Genomic DNA, 26,249 nt, shown 5'->3' with positions numbered 1-26,249 from the left:
CGGTGGCACTGGCATCGTGCGTGCCAGTTTCATAGGCATGCTGGGCATGTGTTCCCCAGGGTGGCTGAAATGACCAGGTGCCCCGCGTTGCTGATTGCAGCCCCGGCTTCCGGGCAGGGCAAGACCACCGTCACTGCCGCCCTGGCGCGCCTGCATGCGCGCCAGGGCCGGCGGGTGCGGGTGTTCAAGTGCGGGCCGGATTTCCTGGACCCGCACTGGCACCAGCTGGCCAGTGGTGCACCGGTGCACCAACTCGATTTGTGGATGAACGGTGAGGCCGACTGCGCGCAGCGTCTGCACGACGCTGCGCGCGAGTCGGACCTGATCCTCATCGAAGGCGTGATGGGTCTGTTTGACGGCAACCCCAGCGCAGCCGACCTGGCCCGGCACTTTGCGGTGCCGGTGCTGGCAGTGGTCGATGCCTCTGCCATGGCGGGCACGTTTGGCGCGCTGGCCTATGGCCTGCGCCACTACCGCCCGGGCCTGCCCTGGGCCGGTGTGCTGGCCAACCGCGTAGGCAGTGCTCGCCATGCCGACATGTTGCGTGACGGCTTGCACGATGTGGATGACTGGATGGGGGCGCTGATGCGGGTGCAGCCTGCTACGGCCTCTGCTGCAGGCAAGGCTGGCGCCGCGCTGCTGCCCGAGCGCCACCTGGGCCTGGTGGCCGCGCACGAGCTGGACGACAGCCAACAGCGGCTGGACGCAGCGGCCGATGCCCTGGCCGCTACCCCCCTGGGCCAGATGACGCTGGAGGATATGCAGCGCTGGGCTGTGGACTTTCCGACGCCCGCCTCGAAGATTGCTTCGCCATCGCTGCTCGCGGGCCGCACCGTGGCCGTGGGGCGTGACGCGGCGTTCTGTTTTACCTACGCCGCCAATGTGCAATGCCTGGAACAGATGGGCGCCCGCGTGGCGTTCTTCTCGCCCCTGCAAGACACGGCGTTGCCGGACTGCGATGCCCTGTGGCTGCCCGGCGGTTACCCCGAGCTGCACACCGCGCAGATCGCGGCCAACACCGGCATGTTGGCCAGCCTGCGCGCCCATGTGGCCGCGGGCAAACCCCTGTGGGCTGAGTGCGGCGGCATGATGGCGCTGTTCGATTCCATCACGCTGGCCGATGGCAGCGCGGCTCCGCTGTGGGGCCTGCTGCCGGGCCGCGTGACCATGCAAAAGCGCCTGGCGGCCCTGGGGCCGCAGCAGCTGACCGTGGCAGGACATACGCTGCGCGGCCACACCTTCCACTATTCGACCAGCGACAGCAGCGCTCCCGTGGTGTCCCGCACGGCGCGGCCCCACGAGGCGGTTGCGCCGGATGCGGGTGAGGCTCTGTACCAGCAGGGCAGCATCCATGCCAGCTATTTCCATGCGTGGTTCCCGTCCAGCCCCGAGGCGGTTGCGCATCTGCTGGGCGGCCAGAGCAAAGCATGACATCCGCGTCACACCCCATCACTACCGAGCTCATCCTGGGCGGTCAGAAAAGCGGCAAATCCCGCCGCGCTGAGCTGCTGGCTCGCGACTGGCTGGCCCGGTCCGCCGACCACCGCGCCGTGCTGATCGCCACCGGGCAGACCTGGGACGACGAGATGCGCGAGCGCATCGCCCGCCACCAGCGCGACCGCGCCGAGCGCGTGCCAGGTTTGCAGACGGTGGAAGAGCCGCGCGATGTGGCCGCTGCCGTTGCGCGGCACAGCGCGCCGCAAACCCTGGTGGTGGTGGACTGCCTCACGCTGTGGCTCACCCACTGGACCATGCCCCTGGGGTTCGAAACCATGGATTTGGAGCAAAAACAGGCGCAAGCGCTAGAGTGGAATGCCCAGGCTGCTATGTTTTTGGAAGCAATTCGGCAGTCCCCCGGGCCCGTTGTTCTGGTGGGCAACGAAATTGGCCTGGGGGTCATCCCGATGGGGCGCGAGGTGCGCGCCTTTGTCGATGCGCTGGGCATGCTCAACCAGCAGGTGGCGCAGGTGTGTCCACGGGTCACGTTGATGGCTGCCGGTCTGCCTCTCACTTTGAAGGAACCCTGCTGATGAAACCAACCCCCGTGCGCCGCATCCTGTGGGTCATCGCCATCCTGGTGCTGCTGGGCCTGCTGATGGCCGGCCTCGCGCGTGCGCAGCCGGTGCACATCCGGGACGACCGGGGCCGCGAGGTCTCGCTGCCCCGGCCCCCGCAGCGCATCGTCAGCCTGTTGCCCTCGTTGACCGAAAGCGTGTGCGAACTGGAGCAATGCCACCGGTTGGTGGGTGTGGACCGCTACTCCAACTGGCCGGAGGCCGTGATTGCCAAGCTGCCCAAGGTGGGGGGCGGGCTGGACCCGAGCATCGAGGCCGTCGTGGCACTCAAGCCCGATGTGGTGCTGATGTCCGTCAGCTCGCGCGCCAGTGACCGGCTGGAGGCGCTCGGCCTCACCGTGGTGCAGCTGGAGCCCAAGACGCATGCCGACGTGCGCCGCGTGCTGGGCACGGTGAGCGACCTGCTGGGCGTGCCCCGGGCGCAAGGCTCCGACCGCCTCTGGCGTGTGATCGACGCGGGCGTGCTGGCGGCTGCACAGTCCCTGCCGCCCAAGGCCAAAAATGTGCGTGTGTACTTCGAGGTGAGCCGTGGGCCCTATGCAGCGGGCGAGGCGTCGTTCATTGGCGAATCGCTCACCCGGCTGGGCGTGCGCAACGTGGTGCCGGCGTCGCTGGGGCCGTTTCCGCGCCTGAACCCAGAGTTCGTGGTGCGCGCCAACCCCGACATCATCATGATCGGCAACCGCAGCATGCAGGCCATGGTGCCGTACCCCGGCTGGGCTTCCATGCGTGCCATCCGGGAGAACCGGCTGTGCGTGTTTGGCCCCGGCGATTCCGATGTGGTGGTGCGCCCTGGGCCGCGCATGGCCGAGGCGGCCCGCATCATGGCGCGGTGTCTGGTGGACAAAGCGTCATGACCAGCATTCCGATCGACTTGCCCACGGGTTCCGCCAGCCGCCGCGCCGCATGGTGTGCCGCCTGGCTGTTGCTCGCCAGCGCGTTGCTGGCGGTGTGTGGCGCCAGCGTGGGCAGCACGGGCTTTGACAGCGTGCTGCGCATGCACGGCGACCCTGTGGCCTGGCAGATCGTGTGGGACATCCGCCTGCCGCGCACGGCGGGTGCGTGGCTGGCGGGGGCGCTGCTGGGCCTGTCGGGCGCGGTGGCGCAGGGTTTGTTTCGCAACCCGCTGGCCGACCCGTACCTGCTGGGCAGCGCCTCGGGCGCAGCGCTGGGCGGGGCTGTCGCCATGGCGCTCTTCGGGGTGTCGCCGGTGGCGGCGCAGTGGATGGCCCGCATCGGCATCACGGGCATGGCATTTTTGGGGGCGGCGGGGGCGGTGGTTCTCACGCTGCTGCTCGCCAAGGGCGTGCAGCACACGCTGCGCTTGTTGCTGGCGGGGGTGATTGTGGGCGTGGTGCTGGGTGCGCTGCGTGACCTGGTGGAACTGGCCTCGCCCGACATCCTGCAGGCCATGCAGGCCTTCACGCTGGGCAGCACGGCTTTTGTGGGCTGGGCGGCCTGCTTGCTCATGGCCGTGGCCTGGGCGCTGTGCTCGGTGGTTGCCTGGATGCTGGCACGTGCGCTGGACGGCCTCACGCTGGGCGAGGCCACGGCCGCCAGCCTGGGCCTGCCACTCATGCCCATGCGTGTGGGGCTGGTGGCTGCCATGGCGCTGGCCACAGGCACGGCGGTGGCGCAGACGGGGCTCATCGCCTTTGTGGGGCTGGCGGCTCCGCACCTGGTGCGTTCCATCGTGCGCGTGACACACGAACGGCACATCGTGCTCTCCAGCCTGATGGGCGCGGTGCTGCTCATGGCGGCCGACATCCTGGCGCGCTGGCTGCTGGCGCCGCAGGAGCTGCCCGTGGGCGTCCTCACGGCGGCCCTGGGCGGCACCTATCTGCTGTGGCTCATGCACCGGCGCACCTCGCAGGGGGGCGCACTATGAAATCAATAGCTATCAGTGCAAATGGAATAAGCGCCAGCATCGGGAATCGCTCGATATTGCAGGGCATTGACCTGCAATTGCCCGCCGGGCGCTGGACCAGCATCGTCGGCCCCAACGGCGCGGGCAAGTCCACCCTGCTCAAGGTGCTGGCGGGCCTGCTGCCACGTGTGGCGGTGCAGGGCGACGTGTTGTTGCTCGGCCGCCCGCTGGCGCAAATCCCGGCGCGCGAACGCGCCCGCCAGCTCGCCTGGCTGGGACAGAACGAAGGCTCGGCCGACGATCTGACCAGTTATGACGTGACCATGCTCGGCCGCCTGCCGCACCAGGCCTGGCTGGCGCCGCCGGGTGCGGCCGACCATGCAGCGGTGGAGGAGGCGCTGCGCACCACGCAGGCCTGGGACTGGCGCCACCGCCCGCTGTCGCAGCTGTCGGGCGGCGAACGCCAGCGCGTGCTGCTGGCCCGCGCCCTGGCGGTGCAGGCGCAGGTGCTGCTGATGGACGAGCCCCTGGCCAACCTCGACCCGCCGCACCAGACCGACTGGCTGCACACCATGCGTGCACTGGTCGATGCGGGGGGCACGGTGGTCAGCGTGCTGCACGAGGTGTCGCTGGCGCTGCAGTCCGACGACATGGTGGTGATGGCACAGGGCCGCGTGCTGCACCAGGGCGCCTGCGATGCACCCGCCACGCACGCGGCACTGGAGAGCGTGTTTGACCACCGCATCCACGTGCGGCATCTGGATGGCATGTGGATGGCGCTGCCATCGATGCAGCGCAAGCACAGCCAATGAAACAACACATGGATTGAGGGAGTGGAAGCATGAACATCGAATCGGGTTTCTCGCAGGTCGCGCAGTCGTTGCTCTGGCCGGTGCTGGTGCTGGTGGGGCTGGCGTTTGTCTACGCGCTGTGGTCGGGCGGCGCCACGCTCATGGAGGCGTGGCAGCGCTGGCGCCAGCCGCAGTACCGTTCGCTGCGCGTGGCTCCGGGTTTGTCAATGGAAGAGCTGGAGCTGCAACTGGTGCGCCAGGTGGAGCCCGTGCGCCTGCTCAGCCGCCTGTCGCCCATGCTGGGGCTGATCGCCACGATGATCCCGCTGGGCCCTGCGCTGCAGAGCGTGGCGGCGGGCAACGGCCAGCAGGCGCTGGCGGTGTTCAGCGGCGCCTTTGCGGGTGTGGTGCTGGCGCTGGCCGCCGCGTCGGTGGGCCTGGTGGTGTACTCGGTGCGCCGCCGCTGGCTGCTGGCCGAGCTGCTGGTGGTGCGCAAGGAGCGTGGGGTGGCGCAATGAGCTTGCGCCACTTGAACGTCCTGGCCGAGGACGACGACGATCCGATGCTGTCCGCCGTGAACCTGGTGGACGTGTTCCTGGTGCTGGTGGTGGCGCTGCTCACGGCCGTGGCCGTGCAGACCCAGACGAGCGCCAACGAAAGCGTCACCATCATCCGCAACCCCGGCCAGCCCGACATGGAAGTAGTCGTGCGCGAGCAGGGCAAGGAAGTGCGCTTCAAGGGCGCTGGCAGCGCAGCGCAAGGGCAGGGCGTGCGCGCGGGCGTGGCCTACAAGCTCGAAGACGGCAACATCGTCTACATCCCTGAAACGGGCGCTGCTCCTTCCGGCGCTTCGGCCGGTGGCGCGGGTGGCGCCGCCACGCCGGCACCCGCCAAGCCATGACGGCGCTGATCCTGCGCGCGGCACTGTGGTGCCTGCTGCTGGCTGCGCCGCTGGCGCATGCCGTCCAGGCTGAGAAAGCCTTGGCAGCGGGCGGCGCTGAAAATACAGCGCCGGTGCTGCTCTGGCTCACGTCCGACATCACCACCGCCCCGCGCACGGCAATGGTGCAGCGCCTGGCTGGCGAGGCGGGCCTGGGTTTTGTGCATATCGACTACCCGCTGGCTGGCCCGGCGGTGCTGGACGCGGCCCAGGCCCAAAAGCTGGAGCGCGCACTGGCAGGCGCCGCAATGGTGTGGGTGGATGCCCCGCATGCCAGCGTGGAGGCGCGCTTGCGCCGCATGGTCGGCGCGCAGCTCGATGCCCGCGCCGCACGTTTCCCCGGCCGCGTGGTCTGGGTGCCTGCGGGCACGCCTGCTGTGGACCTGTCCGCGCTGGAGGCTCCCGCCCGCATGGTGGCCTACCTGCAGGCGGGCGGCCCGCGCAATCTGAAGAACGCCATCGCCCTGGCGCGCGCCACGGTGGCAGGTGTTGCGATGCCGACCTTGCCCGCGCCCGACATCCTGCCCCCCCGGGGTATCCACCACCCCGACGCGCCCCGCCTGCTGCCCAACGCCGCCGCGCTGGAGGCCTGGCGCCAGGGCCAGCCCGCGCTGCGCAGCCTGCCCGCCGTGGCCGTGCTGGTGCACCGCCACCACTTCATCGACGGCAGCACGGAGTGGCTCGATGCCTGGCTGCGCACCTTCCGCCAGCAGGGTCTGTTCGCCTATGCGGCCTTCGGTCAGCAGGTCACGGCGCAGACGCTGGCCGAGGTGCTGGAGTTGCCCGCTGAAGGAGGCTCTGGCCCAGGCCCGGGCCGCCTGCATGCCTCGGCCCTGGTGCTGCACCAGCTCGTGCCCCAGGCCGCTGCGCTTCAGCCGCTGTTGGCACGCTGGGGCGTGCCCCTGCTGGGCACGCAGCCTTACCGCGCAGGTGATGCCGCTGCGTGGGAGGCCAGCGATACGGGCCTCTCGCTGTCCGATGTGCCGTTCTACCTGGCGCAGCCCGAAGCGGCAGGTGCCATCGATCCCATCCTGGTGGCGGCCCACGGCGCCGAGGGCAAGGACTTTCGCCTCATCGAGCGCCAGGCCCAGGCCGTAGCCGCCAAGGCGCGACGGCTGATCGCACTGCAGACCCAACCCGCCGCCGACAAGCGCCTGGTCGCCATGGTCTACAACTACCCGCCGGGCGGCACCAATTTCGGCGCGTCGTTCCTCAACGTGCCGCGCAGCCTGGAGCAGGTGTCGGGCGGTCTGGCCCAGGCGGGCTACCGCACGCAGCAGGTGCCCGAGCAGGGCTGGATCGATGGGCTCAAGCCGCTGCTGGCCGCCTATTACCCCGGTGCTGATGTGCGCGCGCTGCTGCAAAACGGACAGGCCGCCGCGCTGCCACTGGCGCGTTATGAGCAGCACCTGGCCACGCTGCCGAAGGCCGTGCGCGAGCGCATGAATGCGCACTGGGGCACTCCCGCAAAGAGCCGCTACGTGGTCGAGTGGCAGGGCGAAAAGGTGTTCGCCATCCCGCGCCTGCAGGTGGGCAAGCTCTCGGTATTGCCCCAGCCCCCGCGCGAAGAAACCCTGCGCCTGGGCCAGAACCCGTTCATGCACAAGTCCAAGGCGCCGCTGTCGCACCATTACCTGGCCGTGTACCTGTGGGCGCAGCTGGAGGCCGATGCGCTCATCCACTTCGGCACGCACGGCACGCAGGAATGGGCCGGTGGCAAGGCGCGTGCGCTGGATGTGCACGACGACGCGCTGCTGCCCCTGGGCGACCTGCCCGTGGTCTATCCCTACATCGTGGACAACCTGGGCGAGGCCCTCACTGCCAAGCGCCGGGGCCGCGCCGTGCTGGTGAGCCACCGCACGCCCGTGTTCGCCCCGGCGGGCTTCGAGGCGCGCATGGCCCACATGCACGAGGTGATGCACGAATGGGAAACCGTGGACGAAGGCCCCACGCGCCGCGCGCTCGAAAAGCAGCTGGTTGCGCAGTTTGTAGAGCACCAGCTGCACCGCGACCTGGGCTGGAGCGCCGAGCGCATCACGGCCGACTTCCACGGCTTTCTTGAAATTCTGCATCCCTACCTGGACCAGCTCGCGCAAAGCTCGCACCCCAAGGGCCTGGCCGTGTTCGGCCGCGTGCCCGCGCCCGAGCAGCGGCGCGAGACCATCCTGCAGGCGCTGCGCAAGCCACTGATCGAGGCGCTGGGCGAGGACATCGACGAAGCCTTCCTCATCAAGCACGACGCGGTGTTGGCCGCACGCCCCGCGCGCTGGCTGGAAGTGGCGCTGACCGACGCGCAGGCCGCCAGCGTGCTGGACCTGCGCCCCGTGCTGCCTGACGCGCCGCCCGCACAGGACGGCTTGGTGCGCGCCGAAGACCATGTGCCCAACCGCGCCGCGCGCCAACCCATCGACACGCCCGCGCTGCTGCAGCTGGCACAGCGCGCGCAAGAGCTGGAGCGCCTGCTGGCCACGGAAGGCGAGCTACCCGGCTTGCTGGCCGCGCTGGAAGGGCGCTACCTGCCCGCTGCGTACGGTGGCGACCCCATCCGAAACCCCGACAGCCTGCCCACGGGCCGCAACCTCACGGGGCTGGACCCGAGCCGCTTGCCCACGCGCCAGGCCTATGCCGTGGCGCAGACGCTGTTCAACGACTGGTTCAAGGACTATCAGGCGCGCCATGGCGGCCAGGCGCCGCAGCGTTTGGCGCTGTCGCTGTGGGCGGGTGAAACGCTGCGCCATCAGGGCATCATGGAAGCCCAGGCGCTGGTGGCGCTGGGCATGCGCCCGGTGTGGGATGACTCGGGCCGCCCGGTGCGCGTCGAGACCATTGCCGCAGAAGAGCTCAAACGCCCGCGCGTTGATGTGCTCATGAGCATCACCGGCTCGTACCGTGACCAGTTCCCCGCGCTGATGGCGCTGCTCGACCGTGCGGTGGCCCAGGCCGCCACGGCCGAGCCCGGCAACGTGATTGCGCGCAACACCGAGCAGATCGACCAGGAGCTGCGCAAGCAAGGCGTGCCCCGCGCACAGGCTGAGCAACTGGCACGCGTGCGCTCGTTCGGCAATGCGGTGGGCGACTACGGCACCGGCCTGTCCGACGCGGTGCAAAGCGACGGCCTGCAGACCAACGATGCGCGCCTGGGCCAGATGTTCCTCGAACGCATGAGCCAGCCTTATCTGGAGGGTGAACCCGTGGCCGGCGTGGCGGGCGGTGTGGCGGCCCAGGCATTGGGTGCCCACCTGCGCCGCACCGATGCCGCCATCCTGTCGCGCAGCTCGCACCTGTATGCCATGGTCAGCTCGGACGACCCGTTTCAGTACCTGGGCGGCCTGTCGGCGGCCGCCCGCGTGGCCGGGCGAGCGCAGGGGCTGGAGCTGCATGTGGCCCAGCTGCAGGATGCAGGCGAGCCCACTACCGAAACTGCACAGCGCGCCATTGCGCTGGAGATGCAGTCGCGCTACCTGCACCCGGGCTGGCTCCAGGCGCAGAAGGCCGAGGGCTATTCGGGCACGCTGCAGGTGCTCAAGGCCGTGCAGTTCGCCTGGGGCTGGCAGGCCGTGGCGCCCGACACGGTGCGCAGCGACCATTGGCAAAGCTTCTACGACGTGCTGGTGCGCGACAAGCACCACCTGGGCCTGCCCGAGTGGCTGAAAGAACATCCACAGGCCTACGCCCAGTCGCTGGAGCGCCTGGTGCAGGCGCAGCGTCAGGGCTATTGGCAGGCCGATGCCGACACGCAAAAACAGCTCGCGCAGATGTACCAGGAGCTGACGCGTGCCGCGCCTCTGGCGGCCGAGCTGCCCAGCGTGCGCCGCTGGGTGGAGCGAGCGGCGCGTGGTGAGTCCGTAGAGCTGACCCCGCCTGCTGGCATGGCCATTGCCGCGCCGCAGTCGCCAGCCCTGGCAGCGCCACAGCCTGCGCCCCCCGCCGCTGACCTGCCCGCGCCGCCCGCCCAGGCAGAAGCACCACCTTCTGCGCCCGCCGTGCCTACCATGGGCGTGTTGCTGGAGCGGCAGCCCGAGCCAGCCCCTTCTGACAGCGCCACCGAACCCAGCCCCGTGGAGCGCATGGCGGGCATCGTGGCCCTCCTGGTCATGGCCCTGGTGGCGATGGCGGGTGCCGCGTGGCAGGCGCGCCTTCCGTCCTCGCTGTCTTCCCCGTTGCAACCGACTGGCGTGTGATGCCCGGTCTCTCTGAAAGAATCGACACCATGCAGATCGAAACCCCGCCCACCGAAAAACGCTACGAAAAGCCCGAGGGCGAACGCCGGGGCCTTGTCATCGTCAACACCGGCGACGGCAAGGGCAAAAGCACGGCCGCCTTTGGCCTGGCGCTGCGCGCGCATGGCCGGGGCAAGGCTGTGAAGATCTTCCAGTTCATGAAGGTGCCCACCGCGCGTTTTGGCGAGCACCGCATGTTCGAGCAGATCGGCCTGCCCATCGAGGGGCTGGGCGACGGCTTCAGCTGGAAGAGCAAGGACCTGGAGCACTCGGCCCAGCTCGCGCGCGACGGCTGGGAAAAGGCGCGCGCCGCCATCCTGTCGGGCGAGCATTTTCTGGTGGTGCTGGACGAGATCACCTACCCGCTGATCTACGGCTGGCTGCCGCTCGACGGCGTGTTGCAGACCCTGCGCGATCGGCCCAAGGACGTGCACGTGTGCCTCACCGGCCGCCGCTGCCCCCCCGAGATCATTGAGCTGGCCGACACCGTGACCGAGATGCAGTTGATCAAGCACGCGTTCAAGGCGGGCATTCCCGCGCAGCGCGGCATCGAAGACTGAGCCACTGTGTCCGAGCACTGGTCCTTGCTACTGCTCCCTGGCCTGGGCTGGCCTGCGGCAGCGGTGTGGATGGGCGTGCCGTTGCTGGCATTGGCCATTGACTGGTGGTTGGGGGAGCCGCCCGCCCGCTGGCACCCGGTGGTGTGGATGGGCACGGCCTTGCACTGGGGGGGCGAGCGGGTGGCCCCGCTGACGCCTGTGGCACAGGACTTTCGGCGTTTTTGGCTGGGGGCGCTAGTGTGGATTGCCTTGGCTGCTATTGTTTTGATAGTTTCCTGGTGGTTGCAGCACCTGGCGTTGACGCTGATGGGTTGGCTTGCCCTCGGCATGCTGGCGCTGCTGCTCAAGCCCCTGCTGGCCTGGCGCATGCTGCACGACGAGGTGCTGGCAGTGGAAGTGGCGCTGGGCCAGTCGCTGCCCGCCGGGCGCGCGCAGCTGGCTCGCTTGGTGAGCCGGGACGTGAGCGCTCTCACCGCCGTGCAGGTGCGCGAGTCGGCCATCGAGTCGCTGGCCGAGAACCTCAACGATTCCGTGGTGGCGCCGCTGTTCTGGTTTGCGCTGCTGGGCCTGCCAGGGGCTGCGCTGTACCGCCTGGCCAACACGGCCGATGCCATGTGGGGTTACCCCGGCATGCGCAGCGGGCGCTACTGGCAATGGGCGGGCAAGTGGGCGGCGCGGGCGGACGATGTGCTGTCTTGGGTGCCGGCCCGCATCACCGCCTTGTTGCTGGCGATGGTCGCCAGGGGACTGCCGTTTTCCACGCTGGCCCGCCAGGCGCGCAAGACGCCATCGCCCAACAGCGGCTGGCCTATGGCGGCCATGGCACTGGCGTTGAACGTGCGCCTGGCCAAGCCCGGGGTGTACACGCTGCACAGCAATGGCCGCCGGGCGGGGCCGCTCGATACGCGGCGCGCTGCACGCCTGGGCACGCAGGTGGTCCTGGCCATGGTGCCCGTGGTGGCGGGCCTGCAGTTGCTGGTGCTGGTGGTGTTTGCCTGGGCGCATGCATGAGCTCGCCGCGTCGTTTCTCTGCGCCCACGCCGTTGCACGGTGGCCCGGACGCCGCGGGCGTTCCGGTGTTTGATTTCTCGACCAACAGCAACGCCTGCGGGCCATGCCCCGAGGCGCTGCACGCCGTGCGGGCGGCCGACGCCACACGCTACCCCGACCCGGCCTACACGGCGCTGCGCGAGGCCCTGGGCGCCTTCCACGGCGTATCGCCAGGGCGCATCGTGCTGGCGGCCAGTGCCAGCGAGTTCATCCACCGCATCACCGCGCTGGCCGCACAGCAGGGCGCGGTGCAGGTAGCCGTGCCGCCACACAGCTATGGCGACTACGCCCAGGCCGCGCAGGTGCGCGGGCTGGAGGTGCTGCGGGGCGGCGGCGCCGCAGCGGGCCTGCAATGGGCGTGCGAGCCCTCCAGCCCTCTGGGTGTGGAAGATCCCTCGTTGCGCGGTTGGCGACAAAGCGATGCCGACGTTGCCTGGCGTGTGCTCGACTGCGCGTATGTCCCCCTGCGGCTCGGCGCGGAGGGCGCATGGGCTGGCGCGCCGTCGCCGCTCATGCCTTCGGCCTGCTGGCAGCTCTGGACCCCCAACAAGGCCCTGGGGCTGACGGGTGTACGTGCCGCCTATGCGATTGCGCCGCCAGACTGTGAAGAGCAGGCACTGGGCCTGACGGCCCTGGCGTCTTCCTGGCCCGTGGGTGCCCACGGCGTGGCACTGCTGCAGGCGTGGACGCAGGCCACCGTGCAGCAATGGCTGGTGCACAGCCTGCGCACTTTGAGCGATTGGAAGGCGCGCCAGCAGACGCTGTGCACCGATCTGGGCTGGGCTGTGCACGCGGGCAGCCTGGCCAACTATTTCTGCGTGCAGCCTGCCACCACCACATTGCAGAGCGACCTGGCTGCGCTGCGTGCCCGTGGCATCAAGCTGCGCGATGCGGCGTCGTTCGGCCTGCCCGGCACCGTGCGCCTGGGGGTGCTGGCGCCCGCCGCACAAGATGCGCTGCAGGCTGCATGGCAGGCCATCTTGGGCCCTGCGGGCCGTACCATCCCGCATTCCATCGGATCGAGGGAGACCTTGTGAGAACCATCACCGTCAATCGCTACGTCACGCCGCTGCGTGAAGGTGGCTCCATGCCCGCCATCGTCGAGGGCGACGACCTGGGCACCTACGTGCTCAAGTTCCGTGGCGCAGGGCAGGGCGTGCGCGCACTGCTGGCCGAGATCATTGCGGGCGGCATCGCCCGTGCGCTGGGCCTTCCCGTGCCCGAGATCGTGCTGGCCCAGCTCGACCCCGCCCTGGCGCAGACCGAGCCCGATCCCGAAATCCAGGACCTGGTGCGCGCCAGCGGTGGCCTGAACGTGGGGCTGGATTACCTGTCGGGCGCGCTCAATTTCGACCCGGCTGTGGATGTGGTGTCGGATGATTTTGCCTCGCGCCTCGTGTGGTTCGATGCCTTGGTGGGCAATGTGGACCGCACTGCGCGCAACACCAATCTGCTGATGTGGCACCGCCAGCCCTGGCTCATCGACCACGGTGCGGCACTGACCTTTCACCACGCCTGGAACGGCACGGTGGCCTTGCCCGCCAAACCTTTTGCGTCCATTGCCGACCATGTGCTGCTGGCCCGGGCCACGCTGCTCGCGCAGGTGGATGCCGAGCTGGCCGCACGCCTCACGCCCGAGGTGGTGGCGGGCATCCTGGCCGAGGTGCCCGACGAGTTTTTGGTGCTGGCCGGTGCAGATCACGAAGAAGGCCTGCTGACCGCTGCCCTTACCCACCGCCAGGCCTATGTGGACTACTTCTGCGCCCGCCTGGCCGGGCGCGCCACCTGGGTGAATGCACTGAAGGAGGCCGCCGATGCACGTGCCTGAGGTGTATGACTACGCCATCGTGCGCGTGGTGCCGCGCGTGGAGCGCGAAGAGTTCATCAACGCGGGCGTGATCCTGTCGTGCCAGCGCACCGGCTTTCTCCGGGCTGCCATCGCGCTCGATGAAGCGCGCCTGCTGGCCATGGACCCGCACGCCGACATCGATACCGTGCGCCGCCATCTGGCCGCCATCGTGGCCATCTGTGCGGGCGACGAAGGCTGTGGCCCCATTGCGCGCCTGCCGTACCGCCAGCGCTTTCACTGGCTCACCGCCAAACGCAGCGCCATCATCCAGACCTCTCCCGTGCACACGGGCCGCTGCACCGATGCGGCTGCAGCACTTGAACACATCATGGACCGCATGGTCCGCCCACTGCCTTGACTGAAAACTCTGCTCCCCAATTGGCCCGTTGTGTGATGGTGCTTGGCACCACCAGCGGCGCGGGCAAAAGCTGGCTCACCACGGCGCTGTGCCGCTACTACAGCAACCAGGGTCTGAAGGTTGCTCCGTTCAAGGCACAGAACATGAGCAACAACGCACGTGTGGTGTCGGGCCCTGCGGGTGTGATGGGTGAAATCGGCAGCGCCCAGTATTTCCAGGCCCTGGCTGCGCGTGCCGAGCCTGAGGTGCGCATGAACCCGCTGCTGCTCAAGCCCGAGGCCGACACGCACAGCCAGGTCGTGCTGATGGGGCAGGTGAGCGCCGAGCTCACCGCCATGCCCTGGCGCGGCCGCAGCGAAAAGGTGTGGCCGCAGATCGCCGCAGCGCTGGATGCACTGCGCGCCGAGAACGACGTGGTGGTGATCGAGGGCGCCGGTTCGCCCGCAGAGATCAACCTGCACGCGAGCGACATCGTGAACATGCGCGTGGCCCGCCATGCCGATGCTCGCTGCCTGCTGGTGACCGACATCGACCGGGGCGGCGCGTTCGCCCACCTGTACGGCACCTGGGCACTGTTGCCCGAGGACGAGCGCGCGCTGATCCAAGGCTTTGTGCTTAACAAGTTTCGCGGCGATGCCAGCCTGCTGGCGCCTGCGCCGCAGATGCTGCAAGACCTCACGGGTGTGCCCACCGTGGCCACCATCCCCATGCAATGGCGCCATGGCCTGCCCGAGGAGGACGGCGTGTTTGATGACCGCACGTTGTCAGCGGGCGCGGTGCACACCACCGTGGCTGTCATCGCCTACCCGCGCATCAGCAACCTGGACGAGTTTCAGCCGCTCAAGAACGTGCCCGGCGTGCGCCTGATCTGGGCGCGCAGCCCGGCCGACCTGGCGGGCCTCAAGCCCCCCGACTGGGTGGTGCTGCCGGGCTCCAAGTCCACCGCTGCCGACCTGGCCTGGCTGCGCGCGCAAGGGCTTGACCAGGCCATTGCCCATCACGCGGGGCAGGGCGGCACGGTGCTGGGCGTGTGTGGCGGCCTGCAGATGCTGGGCGAGGCATTGATCGACACCGCAGGCATCGACGGCAATGCGCCGGGTCTGGGCCTGCTGCCGCTGGTCACCACCTTTGAGGTTGCCAAGACCGTGCAACGCACCCAGGCGCAGTTTGGTGCGGTGTTGGGGGCCTGGGCCGCGCTGGCGGGTGTGTCTGTCACGGGCTACGAAATCCACCACGGCCAGACCGCCCAGCACCCGGCCATGGCTGCCAAGGGCGATGTGGCGCGCGAGGTCATCCCCGGCATTGCCTGGCAGAACGCGGCAGGCAACGTGCTGGGTGTGTACCTGCACGGCTTGTTCGAGGATGCCGCAGTGCTGCACGCGCTGTTTGGCGCGCAGGCGCCCACGCTGGACAGCGTGTTTGACGGCCTTGCAGGCTTCCTGGGCACCAGCTTCACACCGGGCGTGCTGGATGCGCTGGTGGCGCCTTAGCACGCCGGATACCGTGGCGCCATTCAGCCCCTCACACCCGTTCGCAGTGGCAGGCGAGGGTGGTGTACGGAAAGCGCACGGTGTCTTGCCCGCGCAGCGCGGGGTGTCGGGCTATCAAAGCCTCGATCTGGGCGCGCACCTTGGCGCGTTCAGCATCCGGCAGGGCCGCGATGAAACTGATCGACATGAAACGGTCCACGATGACCTGCTGGGGTGGCCCCACATGCTCGTGGGTCAGCCGGGTCTCGACCAATGGGCCGAAACCGGGGTGTGGAAAGGGTTTGCGCCAGTCGCCCTTGTAGAAGCGCGGGGCATCGCCCTCGTAGGGCGTGATGATGGTGGTGAGCTCGGCCACCCAGTCCACCGACTCATCGCGCACGTTCCACACCAGTCCCAGCTTGCCGCCCGGCCGCAGCACGCGGTGGAATTCGTCCAGGGCTTCGCGGGTGGCAAACCAGTGGAAGGCCTGTGCACAGACCACGGCATCCAGCGCGCCGGACGGCAGTGGAATGGCCTGTGCCGTGCCCGCCACGGCGCGCACCGTGGGCAGTTGCAAGGCTTCGATCTTGGCGCGCATGGCGTCCACGGGCTCCACGCCCACCACTGTGGCCCCGGTGGTTGCGAGCAGCGCGGTGAATTTGCCGGTGCCCGCACCCACATCGGCCACCTCGCGACCGGGGCCCAGTCCCAACGTCTGTGCCAGCCAGGCCGACAGCGCCGCCGGGTAGTCCGGCCTGCCGCGCGCGTAGGCCTGCGCTTCTTTTTCAAAACCCTGCTGTGCCGCTTTGTGCACGGCGTTCTTTGTGTTCTCCATCACCATGACCTCACCTTTCGTACTTCCATCCGTTGCTGACCTGCATGATGCCGCGTTGGCCAGCCGCCTGCAGCACGTCATTGACCACAAGACTAAGCCCCTGGGCTCGCTGGGCCTGCTGGAGCGCCTGGCGCTGCGCCTGGGCGCAATTCTGGGCACCGAATCCCCCGTGCTGCATGCCCCCCAGATGCTGGTGTGCGCGGGCGACCACGGCCTGGCCGCGCGGGGTGTCTCGGCGTTCCCGAGCGATGTGACCTGGCAGATGGTGGAGAACTTTCTGGCGGGTGGCGCGGCCGTGAGCGTGCTTGCGCGCCAGCATGGCCTGGGCCTCACGGTGGTGGACTGTGGCGTGGCCAAGCCCATTGCTGCGCGCGATACAGCACCCGGTCAGCCGCGCTTGTTGCTGCGCAAGGTGTCACCCGGCACGCAGGATGCCTCCGTCGGCCCGGCCATGAGTGCCGAGCAATGTGCCCAGGCGCTGGCCAACGGGGTGGAGGTGGTGCGTGCCCTGCCAGGCAACGCCTTGCTGCTGGGCGAGATGGGGATTGCCAACACCTCGGTGGCGTCGCTGCTGCTGGCGCGCCTGGCGGGGCTGCCGCTGGCCGAGGTGACGGGCGCGGGCACGGGGCTGGATGCTGCGGGCATCGAACGCAAGCGCGCCGTGCTGCAGCAGGCGCTGGATGCCAATGCGGGCGCCACCAGCCCGTTGGAGGCCCTGGCTGCCCTGGGTGGCTACGAGGTGGCCACGCTGGTGGGCGCAGTGCTGCAGGCAGCGGCCGAGCGGCGCGTGATTGTGGTGGATGGCTTCATCACCAGCGCGGCCGTGCTGGTGGCCAGCCGCATTGCGCCGCAGGTGCTGCAGCGCTGCGTGTTTGCCCACCGTTCGGGCGAACGGGGCCACAGCCTGATGCTGGCGCAGATGCAGGCAGAGCCCTTGCTGGACTTGGGCCTGCGCCTGGGCGAGGGGTCGGGCGCGGCGCTGGCCTGGCCGTTGCTGCAATCGGCCTGCGCCGTGCTGCGCGAGATGGCGAGTTTTGAATCGGCTGGCGTGGCGACGCAGACGGCCTGAGCCGCCCTGCTTGGGCAGGCTCTAGCCCACCACGGTCTGGTTGCGGCCTTCTTCCTTGGCGCGGTACAGCGCGGCGTCGGCGCGGGAGAGCATCGCGTCCAGGGTCTCGTGTGACCCGGACCAGCTGGTCAGCCCGATGCTCACCTCGCAGTCCAGCGGGTGCCCCGAGGCCAGCGTGGCGTGGATGCGCTGGGCCACGGCCAGGGCCGCTTGCGCGTCGGCTCCCGGCAGCAGCACCAGAAATTCCTCGCCCCCGTAGCGGCCCAGGCGGTCGGCGCGGCGCAGCACCTGGCGGGTGCGCTCGGCAAAGTGCACCAACACCGCATCGCCGTGCTGGTGGCCGCGTGTGTCGTTCACCGCCTTGAAGTTGTCCAGGTCCACCATCATGATGGACGGACCGCCGCCGTAGCGCTGTGCGCGCTCCAGCTCGTCCTCGCAGCGCTGCAGCAAGGCACGGCGGTTGAGGGTTTGGGTCAGCGAGTCATAGGTGGCCAGATGCTCCAGCTCGGTGCGCAAGCGGTCCGTAGCCATCAGCACTGCGCCAATGGACAACATCAGCACGGTGAGCGCATAGGCACCGATGTACAGGGTCTGGAACAGCGAGGGCTCCATCAGGTCGTTGCCCGCGTGCCCAGCCAGGATGGAACCCAGCCTGACCCCCAGTACCAGCATGTGCAGGCCCAGCATCACCTCCACCAGCCGCACCGGGAAGTTGCGCCCCCCGTGGCGCAGCATGAAACGCAGTTGCGCGGCGTACAGCGCCCCCATCACCACGGTGAAAAACCCCACCCGCACCGCATAGTTGGGCCACCCGTAGGTCAGCCAGGCAAACACCACCGTGGTGCCTGCCATCACCCAGTTCCAGGTGCGCCAGGTGGCGGGCTGGCCCATGAACTGGCGGGTGCCCATGTAATAAGTGACCGAGCCCAGCACCAGCAACTGGTTGGCCAGCACCAGGCCCAGCCAGTCGGGGATGGCGCCACGCGCGCCAAACAGCACGGTGGACAGCAGCCACAGCAATGGCGCCGCCGCCCATCCGCCCACGCCCCGGATGCTGGGCGGGTAGTGCCGCCGCATGAACAGCAGCACCAGGGCCATGACGGCAGACATGAAGCCCGCCAGGGCGATCATGGAGCGCGGGTCGAGGTTCGTCATGCGGCAGGCAAGAGGAGGGGGAGGGACGTGCTGACGTAATAAATTGTTTCAAAGGCGAAGCCAGTATAGCCACGCACCCGCACGGCTCAGCGCTGTTTCGGTGCATGGTTTGCCCGAGGTTGGACCAGGGGCAGCGCGGGTGTGGACCGGTATGGGGCGGCAATGTGCGCCGTGTTGGTGCATTTTGTATGCAAAGTTCATAGAACATTGTGTACAAAGTTGGCATGGGCCTTGCGTAGGGCATACGCCATGCAAAGCACCCACCCTGCGCCCACCTCCGCCGCCATTGAAATCGTGGCGCTGACCAAACGCTACGCCCAAGGCAAGCCCGCCGTGGATGCGATCAACCTGCGCATTGCCAGCGGCAGCTACTGCTGCCTGCTGGGGCCTTCGGGCTGCGGCAAGAGCACCACGTTGCGCATGATCGCTGGGCACGAATCGGTGACGAGCGGCGACATCCTGCTGGAAAACCGCAACATCACCGACCTGCCCGCCGCCGCACGCGGCACGGCCATGATGTTCCAGAGCTTTGCGCTGTTTCCGCACCTCTCGGCGCTCGATAACGTGGCCTTCAGCCTCAAGATGAAAGGCGTGGCCAAGGCCGAACGCCAGGCCAAGGCGCGCGACCTGCTGGAGCGCGTGGCCCTGGGCCACCTGGCCGAGCGCAAGCCCGCAGAACTCTCCGGCGGGCAGCAGCAGCGCGTGGCGCTGGCGCGGGCCCTCATCACCCAGCCGCGTGTGCTGCTGCTCGACGAGCCGCTGTCGGCGCTCGACCCCTTCCTGCGCATCCAGATGCGCGCCGAGCTGCGCCGCTGGCAAAAAGAGCTGGGACTGACCTTCATCCATGTGACCCACAGCCAGGAAGAGGCCATGGCCCTGGCCGACACCATGGTGGTGATGAACCACGGCGTGATCGAGCAGGTGGGTTCGCCCCACGAGGTCTACAACCGGCCCGCCAGCGAATTCGTGGCGCGCTTCATGGGCGGGCACAACGTGATCGACACACCCGAAGGCAAGGTGGGCGTACGCACCGACCACCTGCAGATTGCCCCCGCCAGTGCCGAGCTGCCCTGGGGCGCCCAGCGCATGCAGGCCGTGGTGACCGATGTGGAATACCAAGGCACCTATGTGCTGGTGGGCCTGCAAAAGCACGGCGCAGTTCTGTCGGCCAACGCCACGGCGGCGTATTCGGTGATGGTGTCCGAGGCCGCCTTTGCTGCGCAGCCCTACCAGGTGGGGCAGGGCGTGCAACTGCACTGGACGCCTGACCAGGCGCACCCGCTCTCCCAGCCTGCTGTCGCATCACTGGCGGTGGCCGCTCCCGCAGTGGCCGTCGCCGCCTGACCGCGTCGCCACGTCCGCTTTTTTTTCCACCCGTCCCCTTCCGCAACCCAAGGAGTTTTCCCATGTCCGATGCTTCCCGTGCTGATTCCCCTCTTGTTGTCTCCGATGCCACTGGTGTGGCTCGCCGCTCGCTGCTCAAGGGCACGGCGGGCATCCTGGCCGCTGGCATGTTCCCGGCCGTGCATTCGCAGGAAAAGATCGTGCTGCGCTACCTGGGCACGGCGGTGAACCAGGACAAAGCGATTGCCGAGAAGTTCAAGGCCGACACCGGCATCGAGATCCAGTACGTGGCCGTGACCACCGACGACGTGACCAAGCGCGCCGTCACCGCGCCCAACAGCTTTGACCTGATCGACACCGAGTACTTCTCGCTGAAAAAGATCGTCCCCACCGGCAACCTCAAGGGCATCGACACCAAGCGCATCAAGAACGCCGACAAGATCACCACGCTGTTCACTACCGGCCAGGTGGCTGGCAAAGCCGTGGGCGACCAGGGCACCGCACCCAAGAAGGTGATCTACCTGGAAGGTGAAAAGTCCAAGAAGTTCGCGACCGCGCCCACGCAGTTCATGAGCCTGATCCCCACCGTGTACAACGCCGACACGCTGGGCATCCGCCCCGACCTGATCAAGCGCCCGATCAACTCGTGGGCCGAGCTGCTCAACCCCGAGTTCAAGGGCAAGACCGCGATTTTGAACATCCCCTCCATCGGCATCATGGACGCCGCCATGGTGGTCGAGGCCATGGGCCTCTACAAGTACCCCGACAAGGGCAACATGACCAAGAAGGAGATTGATCTCACGATCAAGACCCTGATCGAGGCCAAGAAGCAGGGCCAGTTCCGCGCGCTGTGGAAGGACTTCAACGAGTCGGTGAACCTGATGGCATCGGGCGAAGTGGTGATCCAGTCGATGTGGAGCCCCGCCGTCACCGCCGTGCGCACCAAGGGCATCGCCTGCAACTTCCAGCCCCTGAAGGAAGGCTACCGCGCCTGGGCCGCCGGCTTTGGCCTGCCCGCCACGCTGAGCGGCCGCAAGCTCGATGGCGCGTACGAGTTCATCAACTGGTTCCTCGACGGCTGGGCCGGTGCCTACCTGAACCGCCAGGGCTACTACAGCGCCGTGCTGGAGACCGCCAAGTCCAAGATGGAAGCCTACGAGTGGGCCTACTGGATGGAAGGCAAGCCCGCTACGCAGGACATCAAGAGCCCCAATGGCGATGTGCTGGCCAAGGCTGGCGCAGTGCGCGACGGCGGCAGTTATGAGTCGCGCATGGGCGGCATTGCCTGCTGGAACGCGTTGATGGACGAGAACAACTACATGGTGCAGAAGTGGAATGAGTTTGTGGCTGCATGAGGTAGGCACCCCCTGAGGCGCTTTGCGCCTTCACCCCTCTCTCGAACCGCTGCGCGATTCGGGAGGGGGACGCCCCCGGTGCGGCGGGGCGGCCCTTGCACGGGGGCACTGGTCTTCGGCCGCGCCAGTTTCGACGACCGTCGTCCGATGCGATGGATATCTGATTTGCAAACACCATGAGCACTACCACCACACCGTCCTTACCTGCTGCAGCTGTCCCCGGCCGCAGCATTGCCGCCTGGTGGCAGGCAGCGCCGTTCACGCTGGTGTTTGCGCTGTTCTTCATCATCCCGCTGGCGTTGATCGTGATGGTCAGCTTTTGGGATTTCAACGACTACGAGCTGCTGCCCGGGTTCACGTTCAAGAACTACGTGTCCATCTTTGAGGGCTGCGGCAACGTGTCAGATGGCTTGTGCGTCACGCTCAAGACGTATTACTCCACGCTCAAGTTCAGCGTGCTGGTGTGGCTCATCACGCTGGTGATCGGCTTCACCGTGGCCTACTTTCTGGCCTTCCATGTGCGCTCCTCGGGCATGCAGACGCTGCTGTTCGTGCTGTGCACCATCCCGTTCTGGACCTCGAACGTGATCCGCATGATCTCGTGGGTGCCGCTGCTGGGGCGCAATGGGCTGGTCAACCAGACGCTGATGGGCATGAACCTGATCGAGACGCCCGTGGAGTGGCTGCTGTTCTCGGACTTCTCGGTGGTGTTGGCCTTTGTGCACCTGTACACCATGTTCATGATCGTGCCCATCTTCAACAGCATGATGCGCATCGACCGCAGCCTCATCGAGGCGGCCAGCGACAGCGGCGCGAGTGGCTGGCAGACGCTGTGGAACGTGATCGTGCCGCTCTCTCGCACCGGCATCATCATCGGCTCGATCTTTGTGATCACCATCGTCATGGGCGATTTCGTGACCATCGGCGTGATGGGCGGGCAGCAGATTGCATCGATTGGCAAGATCATCCAGGTGCAGACGTCCTACCTGCAGTTCCCGCTGGCGGCGGCCAATGCCGTGATCCTGCTGGCCGTGGTGCTGATGATCATCTGGGGCCTCACCCGCCTCGTCGACATTCGCAAGGAGCTGTGAGATGAAAGTCCGTGAATCTCGTCCCGCCAGCTTCTGGCCCCTGGCCATCTTTTTTGCGCTGTTCGTGCTGTTCATGTACGGGCCCATGTTCGTCATCTTCATCCTGAGCTTCCAGGGCCCCGAGGGTGGACTGACCTTCCCCATGCGCGGCGTGTCGCTGCACTGGTTCGCCAAGCTGGCCGAAGGGCTGGGCGTGGTGGACATTGGCGCGGCGCTGTGGCGCTCGCTGGGCCTGGGCGTGGCGGTGATGCTGTGCACGGTGGTGTTGTCGGTGCTGGCGGGCCTGGCCTTTCGCAAGCGGCTGGCGGGCGGCAACACGCTGTTCTTCATCGTCGTGGCCAGCCTCATCATGCCGTCCATCATCGTCTCGCTGGGCATCGGGCTGGAGTTCCGGCTCATCGACAACGGCATCAAGGCGGCGCTGGAATGGCTGGGCATGGAGAGTGCGCTGGAGGGCTATGGCACGTCGCTCGGCCTTTTCACCTCGGCCCTGGGCGCGCACCTGACGTGGACGCTGCCGTTTGGCCTGCTGATCATGTTCGCGGTGTTCAACCGCTTCAACCCTGCGTACGAAGAAGCCGCACGCGACCTGGGGGCCACGCACTGGCAGGGCTTTGCGCATGTGGTGCTGCCGCTGATCGCTCCCTCGGTCGTGGGCATTGGCATGTTCGGTTTCACGCTCAGCTGGGACGAGATCGCCCGCACCTCGCAGGCCATTGGCGACGTGAACACGCTGCCGCTGGAGCTGCAGGGCCTGACCAGCACGGTGACCACGCCGTCCATCTACGCGCTGGGCACGCTCACCACCGTGGTGTCGTTCGTCGTCATGGGCATCACGCTGGCCCTGGTGTGGGCATTGGGCCGCAGGCGCAAGGGCCGTTCGGGGTAAAAACGGCACCCTTATGACGACCACCCTCCCCAAGCCCCGGCGCGCGCGCGCTGCGGTCACCGAACCGCCCGTGCAGCCCGACACGACCGGCCAGCTCAGCGACAACGACATGTACGACCGCATGGTGTCGGCCATCCTCGACCACCGGCTGCCGCCCGGCACCAAGCTGGTGGAGGACAAGCTGGCGGCGGCCTTTGGCGTGTCGCGCACACGGGTGCGGCCTGTGCTGGTGCGGCTGGCCAACGAGCAGGTCGTCACGCTCACGCCCAACCGGGGCGCATCCATTGCCCAGCCCACGCCGCAGGAGGCGCTGGAAGTGTTCGAGGCCCGCCGCCTGCTGGAGCCGCGCCTGGTGGAGCTGTTCATCGCCAACGCCACCGACGCCGACATTGCCGCGCTGCGCACCTGCATCGATGACGAAGAGGCTGCCCGCGCCAGCGGCGACATGCGCCGCGCCATCCGCCTGTCGGGCGACTTTCACCTGCACATCGCGCAGGCAGCAGGGCACCAGACGCTCGGGCGCATCCTGCGCGAGCTGGTGTCGCGCACCTCGCTCATCCTGATGACGTACAGCCCCAGCCACGCCCAAACCCGCGAAGAGGCCACGGCCTGCGGCTGCCGCGAGCACCGTGCGCTGATCGACGCCATCCGCCTGCGTGACGCGCGCGAGGCGCCCCGGCTGATGCTGGCCCACCTGGCGCGGATCGAGTCGCAGCTGGAGTTCACGCCGCCTGCGGCAGAGGCGCCTGATCTGGCGCGGTTGCTGGGCGGGCTCTGACGGTTTTTTCACACGCTTGCCCATGCGTCAACTGCTCGTCATCAACCCCAACATGTCGGCCCATGTCAGTGCCTTGCTGCAGCGGCATGTGCAGGGGGCTGCAGGTTCGCATGTGGCGGTGCGCACGGCCACGGCCCGCTTTGGCGCACCGTACATCGCGTGCGAGGCGAGCTACGCCGTGGCGGCCCACGCCGCGCTCGATGTGTGGGCGCATGAGATCGCACAGCCGCAGACCGCGCCCGACGCGGTGCTGATCGGCTGCTTTGGCGACCCCGGCCTGATGGCGCTGCGCGAGAGCAGTCCGGTGCCTGTCACTGGCCTGGCCGAAGCGTCATTCATCGAGGCTGCGCGCCATGGCCGCTTTGCCATCGTCACCGGTGGCGAGCGCTGGGGCCCCATGCTGCAGCGCCTGGCCCAGGCGCTGGGCCACGCCCACGCACTGGCAGGCATTCACACCGTGGCGCCCACTGGTGCCCAACTGGCCGCAGACCCCGAAGCTGCGCGCGCATTGCTGGCCCAGGCCTGCCGGGATGTGGTGCGGCAGATGGGGGTGCAGGCCGTCATCCTGGGTGGGGCGGGGCTTGCAGGCATGGCTGCTGCCGTGCAGCCGCAGGTGACTGTGCCCGTGATCGACAGCGTGGTGGCCGGTGCCACCTGGGCGCTGCGCGCGCACCCCGTGCCACCGGAGCGCAAGGTGGCGGGGTTTGATGTGGCCTGGGTGGGGGTGTCGCAGGAAATGGCTGCGCTGGGCACCCGCTGCGTTGCCTGACCTGGCCTTGCAGGCTGGCGGTTGCGCAAGGGATCGAAATCTCTGCCAGAGCGCAGGTTCTGAGTGTTTTTGGCTGGAGGCGCTAGAAGAATATGCGCTAGTTGCTATGAAATTTGAAGCGCTGTGCTTTCTGCGCGTTAGGGCGCCAGCGTCTTCGGCCGGTAGTCGCAATACTCGCTCACCACACATTCCCAGCAGCGCGGCTTGCGCGCCTGGCACACATAGCGGCCCAGCAGGATGAGCCAGTGGTGCGAGTCCACTGCATAGGCCGCAGGCACGCGCTTCATCAGCTGCAGCTCCACCGCCAGCGGGTTTTTGCCGGGCGCGAGGCCTGTGCGGTTGCTCACGCGAAAGATGTGCGTGTCCACCGCCATCGTTGGCTGGCCAAAGGCCACGTTCAGCACCACGTTGGCCGTCTTGCGGCCCACGCCGGGCAGGGCCTCCAGCGCCTCGCGCGTGCGAGGCACCACGCTGCCGTGCTGCTCCACCAGGATGCGGCAGGTCTCCATCAGGTTCTTGGCCTTGGTGCGGTACAGGCCGATGGTCTTGATGTAGCCCTCCAGCCCCTCCAGTCCCAAATCCAGGATGGCCTGGGGCGTGCCTGCCACAGGGAACAGCTTGCGCGTGGCCTTGTTCACGCCCACGTCAGTGGCCTGTGCCGACAGCAGCACGGCGGCTAGCAGCTCGAACGGGGTGGTGTATTCCAGCTCCGTGTTGGGCATCGGGTTGGCCGCCTTGAGGGTGGCGAAGAAGGGCTCGATCTGGGCGGTTTTCATCATCATCGTTGGCGGGGTGGTGCAGGGGGCTGGCTTCTTTTGGCGGGCGTGGCCGGTGGCGCATTGTCCCGCAGCTGCGCCTGCAGGAACTCCAGGAACATGCGCACGGCAGCGGGCAGGGTGCGGCCGCTCAGGGTTTGCAGCTCGGCGGCGCGGGCGCTCATGCCGGGCTCGCGGATCTGGGCGGCATGCATTTCGCCGCGCTGCACCCGATCGCGCACCGTCACCTCGCCCGAGATGGACAGGCCGCCGCCATGCAGCACAAAGTGCATCAGCGTCTCGAAGTGGTTGCACACCAGCGCGGGCTCAAAGACCAGGCCACGCTGGCTGCAGCCGATGTCGAACAGCTGGCGCACGGTGTTGTCGCGCTCGGGCAGGGCGATGGGGTAGGCGTGCATCTGCGCCAGCGTGACGGAGTGGGCGCGTGCCAGCGCGTGGTCAGGCCGCATGATGGCGATGACGGGCGCGGCCTGGCGGTGCTGCACGGTGATGTCCCGCTCGGCCGAGCGGCTGTAGGTCAGGCCAATGTCCGCATCGCCGTTGAGCACCGCCACGGTCACAGCTGCGGGGCTGGCCACGCGCAGGTGGAACTGGATGCCGGGGTACTGCAGGCGGAACTGCGCCATCACGCGGGGCAGGAACTCGATGGCAAAACCCGCAGAGCTGCAGATGCGCACCAGCCCCGTGCGCAGGCCCTGCAGTGCCTGGATGTCGGAGACCACGCGGTCGGCCTCCAGCGCGCCGCGCCGGGCATGGGCGGCCAGTAGCTCGCCCGCCGCGCTGGGCGCCATGCCGCGTGGGCGCCGGTCAAACAGCGGCACGCCCAGCAGGTCTTCGAGGGCAGCCACCTGGCGGCTCACGGCCGAGGGCGACACATTGAGGCGCGCGGCGGCCTCGCTGACCGAGCCGCTGCGCACCACCTCCAGAAAGTAGCGCAGCGCCGTGTCCTGCAAGCGGCTGGAAAGCATCGGGGGCCTTTCGGGGTGTGGATTGCGTAAAACGCAAAGAT

Annotated in this window: 25 protein-coding genes; 21 read left to right on the top strand and 4 right to left on the bottom strand. The window is 68.2% G+C overall.

Annotated features, from left to right (window positions below; genetic code table 11):
- Positions 1–69 precede the first annotated feature (69 nt).
- From N4G42_RS15935 to N4G42_RS15870, 14 genes are all read left to right on the top strand, one after another.
- Positions 70–1,431, top strand: a complete 1,362-nt coding sequence (locus tag N4G42_RS15935; protein WP_260667872.1) for a cobyrinate a,c-diamide synthase — start codon at positions 70–72, stop codon at positions 1,429–1,431.
- Positions 1,428–2,030, top strand: coding sequence for a bifunctional adenosylcobinamide kinase/adenosylcobinamide-phosphate guanylyltransferase (locus N4G42_RS15930; RefSeq protein WP_260667871.1), 603 nt, complete (start codon positions 1,428–1,430; stop codon positions 2,028–2,030). The genes N4G42_RS15935 and N4G42_RS15930 overlap by 4 nt, the downstream gene beginning before the upstream one ends.
- Positions 2,030–2,932, top strand: a complete 903-nt coding sequence (locus tag N4G42_RS15925; protein WP_116747430.1) for an ABC transporter substrate-binding protein — start codon at positions 2,030–2,032, stop codon at positions 2,930–2,932. Before N4G42_RS15930 ends, N4G42_RS15925 begins: the two co-directional genes overlap by 1 nt.
- On the top strand, positions 2,929–3,963 hold the full coding sequence (locus N4G42_RS15920; RefSeq protein WP_146871355.1) for a FecCD family ABC transporter permease: 1,035 nt from the start codon (positions 2,929–2,931) through the stop codon (positions 3,961–3,963). The genes N4G42_RS15925 and N4G42_RS15920 overlap by 4 nt, the downstream gene beginning before the upstream one ends.
- Entirely contained in the window at positions 3,960–4,754 is a 795-nt protein-coding gene (locus N4G42_RS15915; protein ID WP_260667870.1) for an ABC transporter ATP-binding protein, read from the top strand. The genes N4G42_RS15920 and N4G42_RS15915 overlap by 4 nt, the downstream gene beginning before the upstream one ends.
- Positions 4,755–4,783: 29 nt before the next feature.
- The gene (locus tag N4G42_RS15910; protein WP_008906167.1) at positions 4,784–5,251 is read left to right on the top strand and encodes a hypothetical protein; all 468 of its coding nucleotides are present in this window, start codon (positions 4,784–4,786) and stop codon (positions 5,249–5,251) included.
- Positions 5,248–5,634 (top strand): DUF2149 domain-containing protein, encoded by a 387-nt coding sequence (locus tag N4G42_RS15905; RefSeq protein ID WP_260667869.1) that lies wholly within the window; start codon positions 5,248–5,250, stop codon positions 5,632–5,634. Before N4G42_RS15910 ends, N4G42_RS15905 begins: the two co-directional genes overlap by 4 nt.
- Positions 5,631–9,854 (top strand): cobaltochelatase subunit CobN, encoded by a 4,224-nt coding sequence (cobN, locus tag N4G42_RS15900; RefSeq protein WP_260667868.1) that lies wholly within the window; start codon positions 5,631–5,633, stop codon positions 9,852–9,854. Before N4G42_RS15905 ends, cobN begins: the two co-directional genes overlap by 4 nt.
- Positions 9,855–9,883: 29 nt before the next feature.
- Positions 9,884–10,453 carry a cob(I)yrinic acid a,c-diamide adenosyltransferase gene (gene cobO, locus N4G42_RS15895; RefSeq protein ID WP_056747164.1) on the top strand — a complete coding sequence of 190 codons (570 nt, stop codon included), beginning with the start codon at positions 9,884–9,886 and terminating at the stop codon, positions 10,451–10,453.
- A gap of 69 nt (positions 10,454–10,522) precedes the next feature.
- Positions 10,523–11,464 (top strand): adenosylcobinamide-phosphate synthase CbiB, encoded by a 942-nt coding sequence (gene cbiB / locus N4G42_RS15890; protein WP_260667932.1) that lies wholly within the window; start codon positions 10,523–10,525, stop codon positions 11,462–11,464.
- Positions 11,461–12,540: an aminotransferase class I/II-fold pyridoxal phosphate-dependent enzyme gene (locus N4G42_RS15885; protein WP_260667867.1), complete on the top strand. Its 1,080-nt coding sequence runs from the start codon at positions 11,461–11,463 to the stop codon at positions 12,538–12,540. Before cbiB ends, N4G42_RS15885 begins: the two co-directional genes overlap by 4 nt.
- On the top strand, positions 12,537–13,331 hold the full coding sequence (locus N4G42_RS15880; protein ID WP_099730643.1) for a HipA family kinase: 795 nt from the start codon (positions 12,537–12,539) through the stop codon (positions 13,329–13,331). The genes N4G42_RS15885 and N4G42_RS15880 overlap by 4 nt, the downstream gene beginning before the upstream one ends.
- A complete protein-coding gene (locus N4G42_RS15875) occupies positions 13,318–13,710 on the top strand; it encodes a DUF3037 domain-containing protein (RefSeq protein ID WP_099730642.1) in 393 nt (130 codons plus the stop codon). Before N4G42_RS15880 ends, N4G42_RS15875 begins: the two co-directional genes overlap by 14 nt.
- Before the next feature lie 35 nt (positions 13,711–13,745).
- Entirely contained in the window at positions 13,746–15,200 is a 1,455-nt protein-coding gene (locus N4G42_RS15870; protein WP_099730641.1) for a cobyric acid synthase, read from the top strand.
- A 31-nt stretch (positions 15,201–15,231) separates the two neighbouring features.
- On the opposite strand, the gene N4G42_RS15865 is transcribed toward N4G42_RS15870, so the two are convergent.
- On the bottom strand, positions 15,232–16,020 hold the full coding sequence (locus N4G42_RS15865) for a class I SAM-dependent methyltransferase (RefSeq protein WP_099730640.1): 789 nt from the start codon (positions 16,018–16,020) through the stop codon (positions 15,232–15,234).
- On the opposite strand from N4G42_RS15865, the gene cobT reads away from it, so the two are divergent.
- Positions 16,019–17,083: a nicotinate-nucleotide--dimethylbenzimidazole phosphoribosyltransferase gene (cobT, locus tag N4G42_RS15860; protein ID WP_260667866.1), complete on the top strand. Its 1,065-nt coding sequence runs from the start codon at positions 16,019–16,021 to the stop codon at positions 17,081–17,083. The genes N4G42_RS15865 and cobT overlap by 2 nt on opposite strands.
- Before the next feature lie 21 nt (positions 17,084–17,104).
- On the opposite strand, the gene N4G42_RS15855 is transcribed toward cobT, so the two are convergent.
- Positions 17,105–18,238: a GGDEF domain-containing protein gene (locus tag N4G42_RS15855; RefSeq protein WP_233584229.1), complete on the bottom strand. Its 1,134-nt coding sequence runs from the start codon at positions 18,236–18,238 to the stop codon at positions 17,105–17,107.
- A 249-nt stretch (positions 18,239–18,487) separates the two neighbouring features.
- Here N4G42_RS15855 and N4G42_RS15850 point away from each other — a divergent pair, with 249 nt between their 5' ends.
- The 6 genes from N4G42_RS15850 (at position 18,488) to N4G42_RS15825 (ending at position 24,464) form a co-directional block, all read left to right on the top strand.
- Positions 18,488–19,582 (top strand): ABC transporter ATP-binding protein, encoded by a 1,095-nt coding sequence (locus N4G42_RS15850; RefSeq protein ID WP_099730639.1) that lies wholly within the window; start codon positions 18,488–18,490, stop codon positions 19,580–19,582.
- A gap of 62 nt (positions 19,583–19,644) precedes the next feature.
- The gene (locus tag N4G42_RS15845; RefSeq protein WP_260667865.1) at positions 19,645–20,937 is read left to right on the top strand and encodes a PotD/PotF family extracellular solute-binding protein; all 1,293 of its coding nucleotides are present in this window, start codon (positions 19,645–19,647) and stop codon (positions 20,935–20,937) included.
- A gap of 176 nt (positions 20,938–21,113) precedes the next feature.
- Positions 21,114–22,028, top strand: a complete 915-nt coding sequence (locus tag N4G42_RS15840; protein ID WP_260667864.1) for an ABC transporter permease — start codon at positions 21,114–21,116, stop codon at positions 22,026–22,028.
- 1 nt (position 22,029) lies between these two features.
- A complete protein-coding gene (locus N4G42_RS15835) occupies positions 22,030–22,917 on the top strand; it encodes an ABC transporter permease (RefSeq protein ID WP_260667863.1) in 888 nt (295 codons plus the stop codon).
- A gap of 13 nt (positions 22,918–22,930) precedes the next feature.
- A complete protein-coding gene (locus N4G42_RS15830) occupies positions 22,931–23,695 on the top strand; it encodes a GntR family transcriptional regulator (protein WP_260667862.1) in 765 nt (254 codons plus the stop codon).
- Between the two features lie 22 nt (positions 23,696–23,717).
- Complete coding sequence (locus N4G42_RS15825; protein WP_260667861.1) at positions 23,718–24,464, top strand: aspartate/glutamate racemase family protein; 747 nt, start codon at positions 23,718–23,720, stop codon at positions 24,462–24,464.
- A 137-nt stretch (positions 24,465–24,601) separates the two neighbouring features.
- On the opposite strand, the gene nth is transcribed toward N4G42_RS15825, so the two are convergent.
- Together nth and N4G42_RS15815 are read right to left on the bottom strand one after the other, a co-directional pair.
- On the bottom strand, positions 24,602–25,240 hold the full coding sequence (nth, locus tag N4G42_RS15820) for an endonuclease III (protein WP_056065129.1): 639 nt from the start codon (positions 25,238–25,240) through the stop codon (positions 24,602–24,604).
- 2 nt (positions 25,241–25,242) lie between these two features.
- On the bottom strand, positions 25,243–26,208 hold the full coding sequence (locus tag N4G42_RS15815) for a LysR family transcriptional regulator (protein ID WP_056747174.1): 966 nt from the start codon (positions 26,206–26,208) through the stop codon (positions 25,243–25,245).
- Positions 26,209–26,249 lie beyond the last annotated feature (41 nt).

Source organism: Acidovorax sp. K2F (genome assembly GCF_025246485.1).
In the GTDB taxonomy this organism is placed as follows: Bacteria; Pseudomonadota; Gammaproteobacteria; order Burkholderiales; family Burkholderiaceae_C; genus Acidovorax; species Acidovorax delafieldii.
Note: the sequence above shows the minus strand (reverse complement) of the source record. Positions and strands in the feature narration are given on the sequence as shown.

Excerpts from the sequence above, each read along its gene's own strand:
- N4G42_RS15815 (WP_056747174.1), bottom strand. The coding sequence starts at position 26,208 with ATGCTTTCCAGCCGCTTGCAGGACACGGCGCTGCGCTACTTTCTGGAG.
- cbiB (WP_260667932.1), top strand. The coding sequence starts at position 10,523 with ATGGGCGTGCCGTTGCTGGCATTGGCCATTGACTGGTGGTTGGGGGAG.
- N4G42_RS15835 (WP_260667863.1), top strand. The coding sequence starts at position 22,030 with ATGAAAGTCCGTGAATCTCGTCCCGCCAGCTTCTGGCCCCTGGCCATC.
- cobT (WP_260667866.1), top strand. The coding sequence starts at position 16,019 with ATGACCTCACCTTTCGTACTTCCATCCGTTGCTGACCTGCATGATGCC.
- N4G42_RS15930 (WP_260667871.1), top strand. The coding sequence starts at position 1,428 with ATGACATCCGCGTCACACCCCATCACTACCGAGCTCATCCTGGGCGGT.
- N4G42_RS15825 (WP_260667861.1), top strand. The coding sequence starts at position 23,718 with ATGCGTCAACTGCTCGTCATCAACCCCAACATGTCGGCCCATGTCAGT.
- N4G42_RS15915 (WP_260667870.1), top strand. The coding sequence starts at position 3,960 with ATGAAATCAATAGCTATCAGTGCAAATGGAATAAGCGCCAGCATCGGG.
- N4G42_RS15935 (WP_260667872.1), top strand. The coding sequence starts at position 70 with ATGACCAGGTGCCCCGCGTTGCTGATTGCAGCCCCGGCTTCCGGGCAG.
- N4G42_RS15885 (WP_260667867.1), top strand. The coding sequence starts at position 11,461 with ATGAGCTCGCCGCGTCGTTTCTCTGCGCCCACGCCGTTGCACGGTGGC.
- N4G42_RS15855 (WP_233584229.1), bottom strand. The coding sequence starts at position 18,238 with ATGACGAACCTCGACCCGCGCTCCATGATCGCCCTGGCGGGCTTCATG.
- cobN (WP_260667868.1), top strand. The coding sequence starts at position 5,631 with ATGACGGCGCTGATCCTGCGCGCGGCACTGTGGTGCCTGCTGCTGGCT.
- cobO (WP_056747164.1), top strand. The coding sequence starts at position 9,884 with ATGCAGATCGAAACCCCGCCCACCGAAAAACGCTACGAAAAGCCCGAG.
- N4G42_RS15865 (WP_099730640.1), bottom strand. The coding sequence starts at position 16,020 with ATGGTGATGGAGAACACAAAGAACGCCGTGCACAAAGCGGCACAGCAG.
- N4G42_RS15875 (WP_099730642.1), top strand. The coding sequence starts at position 13,318 with ATGCACGTGCCTGAGGTGTATGACTACGCCATCGTGCGCGTGGTGCCG.
- N4G42_RS15850 (WP_099730639.1), top strand. The coding sequence starts at position 18,488 with ATGCAAAGCACCCACCCTGCGCCCACCTCCGCCGCCATTGAAATCGTG.
- N4G42_RS15910 (WP_008906167.1), top strand. The coding sequence starts at position 4,784 with ATGAACATCGAATCGGGTTTCTCGCAGGTCGCGCAGTCGTTGCTCTGG.
- N4G42_RS15870 (WP_099730641.1), top strand. The coding sequence starts at position 13,746 with ATGGTGCTTGGCACCACCAGCGGCGCGGGCAAAAGCTGGCTCACCACG.
- N4G42_RS15840 (WP_260667864.1), top strand. The coding sequence starts at position 21,114 with ATGAGCACTACCACCACACCGTCCTTACCTGCTGCAGCTGTCCCCGGC.
- N4G42_RS15920 (WP_146871355.1), top strand. The coding sequence starts at position 2,929 with ATGACCAGCATTCCGATCGACTTGCCCACGGGTTCCGCCAGCCGCCGC.
- N4G42_RS15830 (WP_260667862.1), top strand. The coding sequence starts at position 22,931 with ATGACGACCACCCTCCCCAAGCCCCGGCGCGCGCGCGCTGCGGTCACC.
- N4G42_RS15845 (WP_260667865.1), top strand. The coding sequence starts at position 19,645 with ATGTCCGATGCTTCCCGTGCTGATTCCCCTCTTGTTGTCTCCGATGCC.
- N4G42_RS15925 (WP_116747430.1), top strand. The coding sequence starts at position 2,030 with ATGAAACCAACCCCCGTGCGCCGCATCCTGTGGGTCATCGCCATCCTG.
- nth (WP_056065129.1), bottom strand. The coding sequence starts at position 25,240 with ATGAAAACCGCCCAGATCGAGCCCTTCTTCGCCACCCTCAAGGCGGCC.
- N4G42_RS15905 (WP_260667869.1), top strand. The coding sequence starts at position 5,248 with ATGAGCTTGCGCCACTTGAACGTCCTGGCCGAGGACGACGACGATCCG.